6 protein-coding genes and 1 pseudogene are annotated in these 8,973 nt (G+C 61.3%); 6 read left to right on the top strand and 1 reads right to left on the bottom strand.

Translation table 11 applies throughout. The features are described 5' to 3' along the window. The 4 genes from AB0305_RS21625 to AB0305_RS21610 all read left to right on the top strand — a co-directional run. The coding region (locus tag AB0305_RS21625) for a DUF1302 family protein (RefSeq protein WP_366173998.1) at positions 1-1,337 on the top strand (1,337 nt) is incomplete at its 5' end. A gap of 63 nt (positions 1,338-1,400) precedes the next feature. Then, on the top strand, positions 1,401-3,761 hold the full coding sequence (locus AB0305_RS21620) for an efflux RND transporter permease subunit (RefSeq protein ID WP_366173996.1): 2,361 nt from the start codon (positions 1,401-1,403) through the stop codon (positions 3,759-3,761). Positions 3,762-3,774: 13 nt separating this feature from the next. Then, on the top strand, positions 3,775-4,746 hold the full coding sequence (locus tag AB0305_RS21615; RefSeq protein WP_366173994.1) for a YCF48-related protein: 972 nt from the start codon (positions 3,775-3,777) through the stop codon (positions 4,744-4,746). A gap of 86 nt (positions 4,747-4,832) precedes the next feature. Beyond that, positions 4,833-5,663, top strand: a complete 831-nt coding sequence (locus tag AB0305_RS21610; protein WP_366173992.1) for a phytanoyl-CoA dioxygenase family protein — start codon at positions 4,833-4,835, stop codon at positions 5,661-5,663. Between the two features lie 183 nt (positions 5,664-5,846). Here AB0305_RS21610 and AB0305_RS21605 read toward each other — a convergent pair whose 3' ends face one another. Beyond that, positions 5,847-7,280: a TetR/AcrR family transcriptional regulator gene (locus tag AB0305_RS21605; RefSeq protein WP_366173990.1), complete on the bottom strand. Its 1,434-nt coding sequence runs from the start codon at positions 7,278-7,280 to the stop codon at positions 5,847-5,849. Positions 7,281-7,869: 589 nt separating this feature from the next. Between AB0305_RS21605 and AB0305_RS21600 the strand changes: the two are divergent. Both AB0305_RS21600 and AB0305_RS21595 read left to right on the top strand, forming a co-directional pair. Beyond that, a pseudogene (locus AB0305_RS21600) lies at positions 7,870-8,856 on the top strand (FAD-binding oxidoreductase); the annotation flags it as partial. Next, positions 8,846-8,973 (top strand): MotA/TolQ/ExbB proton channel family protein (locus tag AB0305_RS21595; RefSeq protein WP_366174000.1); only part of this gene is annotated, 128 nt, incomplete at its 3' end. The pseudogene AB0305_RS21600 and the gene AB0305_RS21595, both read left to right, overlap by 11 nt.

Below are 8,973 nucleotides of genomic sequence, written 5' to 3'. Positions count from 1 at the left end.
TCCGTATCGTCAACCAGGTCATCTACTGTGTCGAGAGCATGTATGCGATGGGCGGCATCAATGCCACCAACTCGCTCGATATCCAGAAGCTCCTGATTCCGGGCTCGCAGCTCAAGCAGGCGCTGCTACCTGCGCCGATGGTGAGCTTTGCCACGAATCTCTCGCATGGCTTGAGCACCGAGGCCTATTACCAGTTCATCTGGAACGGCAACCGCATGCCGCCGGTTGGCTCCTTCTGGTCGGCGTCCAACGCTGTGGGCCGTGGTGCTGAGCCTTTCACCGCGAACACGACCAACTTCAACGCGAACGGCCCGAGCGCAGGTACGGTCGCAGGCCAGAACGGTTTGAACAGCCACGACCCGGGCACCATTGCGGCGATCAACAACGGCCTGGTCAATGGCGACTTCGCAGGGCCCCCATCGTTCTCGATCGGGCTGCCGGTCTCCAACAAGCTGCCCTCGAAATACAAGCCGCAGTTCGGTGTGAAGTTCAACTATGTGCCGACCTCCATCGACGCGAACTTCGCGTTCTACTACGAGAACTACACCGACAAGTCGCCCGTGTTGACCTCGTTGGCGAACAATACGGCGCAGTGGTCGTATCAGCAGAATCGTCAGTTGTTTGGTATCAGCGCGAACTTCCCGGTGGGACCGTGGGCAGTCGGTACCGAGCTGTCGTATCGCCCGCGTGACGCGGTGGCGCTCTCGGGCTGCTACGGCGCAGGTGGACCGATGGACCTGAACGTGAACCCGGGCGGTGTCGACTGCCAGCAGTGGGTCGATCGCAAGAAGCTGCAGTTGGGCATCAATGGCATTCTGGCGCTCACGCGCAGCGAGTATCCGTTCCTCAAGATGATTGGTGCGGATTCGGCCACGCTGACAACCGAAGCGACGATGGTCTACTACCCCGGCCTGGGCGGAAGCGTGACCCGCACCGTCAACGGCGTGCAAGTCATGCAGGCGCCCCAGGCTGGCTACTTGACGTGGTTGAACTACAACTCGGACACGGGTTACCCCATCGGCATGCGGCAGGGTACAGCAGCCTCGGGCGGCGTGACGGTCGACTTCAACTGGACGTATGACGGCACGCTCATCCCCGGTTGGCAGGTGACGCCAGGCGTGACATTCAACGCGGGGCTCTACGGCTACACGCCCACCTTCAACGCGAACTACATGCAGGGCGCGAAGTCGGCCAACTTCTACGTGCTGTTCAACCAGAACCCGACAGTGTGGCAGGCGGGCATCAACTTCACGGCGTTCTGGGGCGGCCACAACACGGTGGGCAATCCGTACTCGGATCGGAACTTCATCGGCGCATTCATCACGCGCAACTTCTGACGTGTCCGTGCCGGGCGGTGGCGCACGCGGTGCGCCGCCAGAAATACTTGAAGGGGTAGTGTCGTGTTGAATCGTCTTGTTGCGGGGCTGGAAAAAGCCTTCTTCGGCCACCGCGCGATCGTGCTGGTGTTGATTGGCCTATTCACTGCAGGCATGGCCGTGTTTGCTGTGCAACTGCGCATGGATGCGGGCTTCGAGAAGCAGATGCCGATCGGCCATGAATACATCCAGACGTTCCAGAAGTACCGGAACGATCTGCTCGGGGCCAATCGCATCACGGTGGTGGTGCGGGCGAAGAAGGGTTCCATCTGGACGCCGGAAGGGCTCACACGGTTGTACAACGTGACTCAGGCGGTGATTTACCTGCCGAACGTTGACCGCATCGGCGTGCGCTCGCTGTGGACGCCCAACGCCTTCGTCAACGAGATCACTGAAGAAGGCTTCCGCGCCGAGCCGATCATCTCGGGCAACATCACACCGGATCAACTGACGCCAGAAGTCGTGGCGAGCATTCGTCGCGCGACTACGCTCGGCGGTTATGTCGGCACGCTCGTCTCACACAACGAAGACAGCGCGATGATCACCGCGGAATTGAACGAACGTGACAGTGCCGGCAAGGTGCTCGACTACGTGGCGTTCAACCACACGCTCGAAGACAAGATCCGTAAGCCGTTCGAAGACGCGGGATACGAGGTTCAGATCATCGGCTTTGCCAAGCAGATCGGTGACATTGCCGATGGCGCCAAGGGCGTGCTCGTCTTCTGCGCGATCGCGCTGCTGCTGACGGCCCTCTCGGTGTACTGGTACTGCCATTCGGTGCGCTTCACGGTGCTGTTGATCGTGTGCTCGTTGAGTTCACTCGTCTGGCAGTTCGGCACGTTGAAGCTGCTCGGATTTGGTCTCGACCCGCTCGCTGTTCTGGTGCCGTTCCTGGTGTTCGCCATCGGCGTTTCGCACGGCGTGCAGCAGGTCAACTTCATCGTGCGTGAGATTGCCCGCGGCAATAGCTCGTATGACGCGGCCCGTCACAGCTTCAGCGGCCTGCTGATCCCGGGCGTGCTGGCACTCGTCACCGCGTTCGTATCGTTCGTCACGCTGCTGCTGATCCCGATTCCCATGGTGCGCGAGTTGGCGATCACGGCATCGCTGGGTGTGGCCTACAAGATCGTGACCAACCTGATCCTGCTGCCGGTGGCTGCGTCGTGCTTCAACTTCACGCAGGCGTATGCGCAGAGCGCGCTCAAGCGTGCGGCTTGGCGTTCGGCGGTGCTGCGCCCGCTGTCCAAGGTGGCGCAGCCGAAGTACGCCGGCATTACGCTGTTGATCACGTTGATGGTGTTTGGGTTATCTGTCTGGCAGAGCCGTGACCGGGTGATCGGCACGCTGCAGCCGGGTGCGCCGGAGCTGCGCGAGGAAGCGCGCTTCAACCGGGATGCGACGTCCATCGCGGGCAACTACGACATGGGCCTCGATTGGCTGTCGGTGGCGATCGAGTCGAACGGCAAGGCGTGCGACAACCCGGCCGTCGGCCTGTACGAGGACGAGTTCACCGCGGCCATGCGCGCCGAGCCGGGCGTGGTGTCCGCCCAGTCGTACTCGGGGATGCTGCGGACCTACAACGCGGGCTACAACGAAGACTATCCAAAGATGAACGTCGTGCCGATCGACCCCGAGAACTACGGTGCGGTGTCGGTGGACGTGGCGCGGCTAAAGGGCTTCATGAAGGCCGACTGCAGCATGACCGCTGTGCACCTGTACCTGACCGACCACAAGGCGACGACGATCAACCGGATTCTGGAGGACATCAAGCAGTACCGCGTGTCGCATCCATTCCCCGGCGTCAATATCCGCCTGGCAGCAGGCAATGCTGGCGTGCTGGCCGCCACCAATGACGAGGTGGAGCACAGCGAGCTGCCGATGATGCTGTACGTGTACGCGGCCATCGTGATCCTGGTATTCCTGGCCTACCGCGACTGGCGCTCTATGCTGGCGTGCTGCGTGCCGCTGACGGTCGCTACTTTCATCGGCTACTGGTTCATGAAAGAACTGAAGATCGGCCTGACGGTTGCGACCTTGCCGGTGATGGTTTTGGCAGTGGGGATCGGCGTGGACTACGCGCTGTACATCTACAACCGCCTGCAGCGACACCTGGCCGAAGGCGACCCGATCGAGCGGGCCATGGAACGTGCGCTGGAGTTCGAGTGTGTGGCGACGATCTTTACCGCCATCACGCTAGCCATCGGTGTGGCGACATGGAGCTTCTCGGCGCTCAAGTTCCAGGCCGACATGGGCAAGCTGCTGGCCTTCATGTTCATCGTGAACCTTGTGATGGCGATGACCGCGCTGCCGGCGCTGGCCTCGGTGCTTGAACGCTGGTTCCCACGGCGCAAGCCGGCGCGTGCGCCGGGGCTGCTGAGCCACTGAACGGGAGACAGCCATGATGAAAACGATCCTTACCAGCATCGCGCTGTGCGCGGCGGCCGCAGTGTTTGCACAAACGCCCGCCGAAGGTACGGTTGCCAGCTGGAGCACCAAGCCCGCGCATACGTGGCAGGCACCGACCCACAGGATGCTGCTGGACGCCACGCGCGCCGGCAAACGCATCGTCGCCGTGGGCGAGCATGGCATCGTTCTGCTCTCCGACGACGAAGGCAAGACGTATCGGCAGGCGCGCACGGTGCCGGTGTCCGCCACGCTATCCGCTGTCTCCTTTGCCGATGAAAAACACGGCTGGGCAGTCGGGCAGTGGGGCGTGATTCTCGGGACGGGCGATGGCGGTGAGACGTGGCAAAAGCAGCGCATGGACACGGCCGTCGATCAGCCGCTCTTCTCCGTGCTCTTTACGAACGGCCAGGACGGCATTGCGGTTGGCCTGTGGTCGTTGATGCTGCAGACCCACGACGGTGGTAAGACATGGACCAAGACGACGCTGCCGAAACCGCCCGGAGGTGGCAAGGCCGACCGCAACCTGTACCACGTGTTTGCGGATGGCAAGGGCGCGTTCTACATCTCGGCCGAGCAGGGGACGGTGCTCAAGTCGATGGACGGCGGCGCCACCTGGGACTACCTCGCCACGGGCGGCAAGGGCTCGCTGTGGTCGGGTGTAGCCATGCCCGATGGGCGGATTGTGGTGGGTGGTCTGCTCGGCAGCCTGTTCCAGAGCAGCGATGGCGGAGCGACCTGGCAACCGTTGAAGGCCGAGACCAAGAGTTCGATCACCGGTCTTGTTGCGTCGGGTAATGGGCTCGTTGCGGTTGGGCTGGATGGGCTCGTGCTCAAGCAGCGTGAGGACGGGGCGCCGCTGGCGGTTGCACAGCGTGAAGACCGCGCGGCACTCACCGCCGCTGTGATCGACGCAGGTGGCAAGCCGATTCTGTTTTCGAAAGAGGGCGTGCTGGCTGGGCTCTGAGGCCAGTTAAAGCGGACACACGTCTCCCCGTGTCTCCCGACATCTTCGAGACGGTTCGTTATCCAACGAGGTAAGAAGGGGTTCACATGCAAGTGACAGAGCAGATGAAGCTGGAGCTGGCGCGCGATGGCGCCACCGTCGCCCGGGGCCTGTTTTCACCCGAGCGCCTCAAGCGGATGCGCGAGGCGTTCGATTACGGGATTGCCCACCCCAGCCCGCAGCACGGTTATGCCTTTGCAGGCACGCCGGATGAGCATTTCAACGACTACGGCAACTTCGATAACCGCGATGTGCACGTCGCGACGGTCAAGGCGTTGGGGCTGGATGAGTTTGTAGCGTCGCTCTGGGACACCGAGCATGTGTGGTTGATCGGCGAGGAACTCTTCATAAAAAAGGGCGGCAGGGCCGGCCGATCACCTTGGCACCAGGACACTTCGTACTATCCGTTCAGCGGGCCGCAGTTGCTCAACATCTGGACGTGCTTTGAGAAGATTCCCCGCAAGAACGCGCTGGAGGTCGTGCGAGGCTCTCACCTTGGGGCGCAGTACAACGGTACCTCCTACAACGACCCCAACGATCACACCAAGCCGCTGTGGGTCAACACCGATTGGCCGCTACTGCCCAACATTGAGGCCGACCGTGCGCAAGACCCAGCCTCGTGGGACGTTGTCTCCTGGGATCTGGAGCCGGGCGATGCGCTGTTGTTCCACTCGGGCTCGCTGCACGGCGGTGCGCCCGTGACCCCGGATTGCCCGGATCGCCATACGCTGGTTTACCGGTTTTACGGCGACAAGCTGTTTTACCGGCCCCTGCCAACCGGGGGGTGCAACTACGGCTACGACATCAGCAATCTCAACGATCCGTCGCTGACGCCGGGCGAGCCGTTCCGGGCGCCTTACTGCACGCAGGTGCGCTGAGGCTAGGAAAGTCATCGTCTCAGCGGCGCACGCCATCGCCACGCCCCCTTAAACCAGCGAACACAGTCATCCGATGCGATGGAAAACGTACGCTGGTGACGTCTCCTAGATCCTAGCTTTGGTCTCCTCTGGGGTCTTTCGATGCCGTGGCAGCACGGCATCTTCTTTTTTTTTGGGGGGGCTTTACAGAACGTCGTTGGGGGCGATCCGCCCTTGCGCGATGAGCGCGGTCATCACCATGACCAGTTCGAACGCGAGGTCCTCACTCACGGATTGATGCTGGGCGTCAAACCTCAGCACCGTGACACCGTCCAGCAGTGCGGTGATGAGCGTTGCGCGAGCGAGGCATTCCCGCGCGGTTGCCGTCGCGTCGACTTCCCGGATGAGGTTGGCCCAGACCACCCGGTAGGCGGCATAGCCGTTTCTCACAACTTCACGCGTGATATCCGAATGCTGGGCCAGCGCCCAAATCTCCGACCAGAGTTGCTGCACCGCAGGAACACAGGTTTCCTCGAAGTTCTCCGCGGCAATTTCGAGCATGCGCTCCAGTGTCGGTTTGCCGCTCGGTTTGCCGATCTCCGAGTAGCGGTCCAGATAGGCCTGCCCCACCGCCTCCATCGTCGAGCGGAGCAAGTCGTCATGGGTCGGAAAATAGTTCTGAAGCGCCGATGGCAGGGTGCCGAGTTCTCTTGCCACCCGTGCCAGGGTGAAATTTGCATAGCCTTCCGTCGCCAGCAGGTTGGCGGCGGTGGAGATGATCTCGTTGATCTTGAGCTCTCTGCGTTTGCCCTGCGCCGTCGGCCGGTAATGGAATGTGTCTTGAGTCGACTGACGCGCGCGCAATTCCAGTAGGGCCGGCTGTAGATATCCGTCAGATCCAAAAATGCTGACACGGGCATCGCTACCCTCGTGCAGTGTGCGTGGACGACGAAGAGGCAGCTCGCTGTGCAGCGTTGCTGCTGAAGCACTCACGACCATCTTGACCGCGCGCTTCGCAACACGAGCGAGCTCGACATAGTCCCGTCCCGGGTAATCGCCATGGGATGCAAATAGCGTCATGCCGTCCATCTGCGCGCCGATCACTGCGGCACGCACCAGACATTCTTCGTGACTCAACGTGGGGTGGAGTTCCGACAACAACTTCGCAAAGATGTCTCGAAAACGCGCCTGCATATCGTCCAGGAGTTCCGCGACAAAGGCTTCATGCGAAGCGAATGCCCAGATCTCCACCATGAATTTCGGCAGATCGGTTTCGTTGATGTTCTGGAAGATGCGATTGATCAGCGCGGAGCAACGTTGTGCCGCCCCCGTGCCCGGACGATTCGCAATCGCTGTGTAGTCCTCCATGACCTGGCTCATATAGGCCGGGAGCACCGTGCGCAGCAACTCTTCTGTCGTTCGAAAGTAATACTGCAGATTTCCATGGGTCATGCCCATGCGATCGGCTACACGGCGTATTGCGAATCCGGCATAGCCGTCTTCTTGAAAGACCTGGCGCGCGGTTTCGAGGATCTCGCGAATGCGCTGTTCCCGATTGCGCCGTGTTGATGGGCGCATGGCGGACTTGGCTCCCTCCGAATGTTCAGGGGTTCCTTGCTTGACCGCGCTGTTTTGCACGTTGACTCTCCCATGGCTTCTACAAAACTTCCGCAAATTATAGGCCTATCCGACGGAATGGGAGAAACGCCGCTTCTTCCTCTTATGCCCTTGTGCGCAAGCAATGACTGCTTCCTTGCGTACTGCGCTCGCCTGCGTCTTTACCGCGAGTCCGTAGCGGAGGACGTTCCCCGCCAACCTCGCGCTGCGAAACGCTTCCGGTGGTCCGCCTCGCCACACCGCAACTTGCAGCGTACGAAGTTGAGTCGGCTCGACAGCGTTTGCGTCCCGTTTGGTCGGTGTTTTCCCTAACGTGCTCGTCCTTGAGTGTAGGCCAGTGCACCGTTAATATTAGGCCGTAATAACGTAATTCTAGGGCCGAAGATACGTTAGAGCTTGATTGATATCAACTTCGGAAGGTGCGGTGGATTTCAGTCATGGGAGGGCTGCTTTGCACGCTGACTCCGAGAAGTGCTGCACGCCTTCCTAACTTGGTGGTGAAACAGAAGAAGGGCGGCGCCGCTTCTCTTTCGCCCGGACATGAGAGTCGGCTTTAACGGATGTGCCGTGCACCGTCGCGCATCCATTCACGCCGGCACCGGCCCGCTCTATGAGCTGTTACGCAACTACGTGGCGAGGCCTGTGCGCGCCAGGTTCAGGGTGTCGAAGAGGTGGCATTGGCCGTCCACATTTTGAGCAAGGATTGAGGGAGTCTGAAATGAGCGCGGTTGTCGAGTCAAAGCAGGAAAAGCCAGCTGAGCGTGCGGGAATGACCCGGCGCAATTTCGTGAAAGGCGCGGCAGCCGCGGCCGTTGTCGTGCCCGCCGTGGCGGCGATGCAAAGTGCGCGCACGGAACCGGTGGAAGACGGCAAAGAGCGGGCCGACCTGGAAAAGTATCGAGCGCTGGGCGGATGGGTTGAAAAGCCCGAAGACATGCAGCCCGCGCTCGCGGGCGATGTCAGCGCGGATGTGGTGATTGCAGGTGCCGGTTTCGCGGGCCTTTCCGCGGCAGTGGAGCTCGCCAAGCAGGGCGCGAAAGTGGTTGTCATTGAGCGTGAGTTTCCCGGCTTCGGTGCAAGTGGGCGCAACGCGGGCTATCTGGCCGGTGCCATGGGGCTTGAATACGACCTCATGTTCCGGAACATCAGCAAGGAGCAGGCGACGCAGATCGTCCGCTACTACGACGACGCCGTCGGCTTTGTCGAGGGCAAGCTCAAGGAACACGATATCGACTGCGAATACGTGCAGTCTGGCTGGGTCCGTGCGGGCGTGCATCCGTCGCAGGAAAAGAAAATCCGCGAGGAGATGCAGATCGGTGCCGAACACGGCCACAAGTCGGTGTTTCTGAATCAGGCGCAGATGCGTGAGCGCGGGATCCCACCCGCGTTTCTGTTCGGCGAATACACACCGACAGGCGGCACGCTCCATCCCGGCAAATACGTGATGGGGCTGCGGCGTGCCGCGCTGCGCGCTGGCGTGAAGCTTTACGAGAACACGCCGCTGCTGTCTTACACCGAAGGCCCGGTCATTCAGGTGAAGACCCCGGGCGGTAGCGTTAGCGCCCCGGTGCTGATGTTTGCCACCAATGCCTACACCCCGCAGCTCGGTTTGCTTGCAAACAAGGTGGTGCCATTGCGGATCTCGGCAATCGAGATCGTACATCGGCCTGTTCGGTACGGTGTGGGGGATCATGAACGCCTTCCGCGGCCTGTC

This window comes from Arthrobacter sp. NPDC080086, assembly GCF_040702285.1.
Note: the sequence above shows the minus strand (reverse complement) of the source record. Positions and strands in the feature narration are given on the sequence as shown.

Coding starts and splice junctions, on each gene's coding strand:
- AB0305_RS21615 (WP_366173994.1), top strand. CDS start 3,775: ATGATGAAAACGATCCTTACCAGCATCGCGCTGTGCGCGGCGGCCGCA.
- AB0305_RS21610 (WP_366173992.1), top strand. CDS start 4,833: ATGCAAGTGACAGAGCAGATGAAGCTGGAGCTGGCGCGCGATGGCGCC.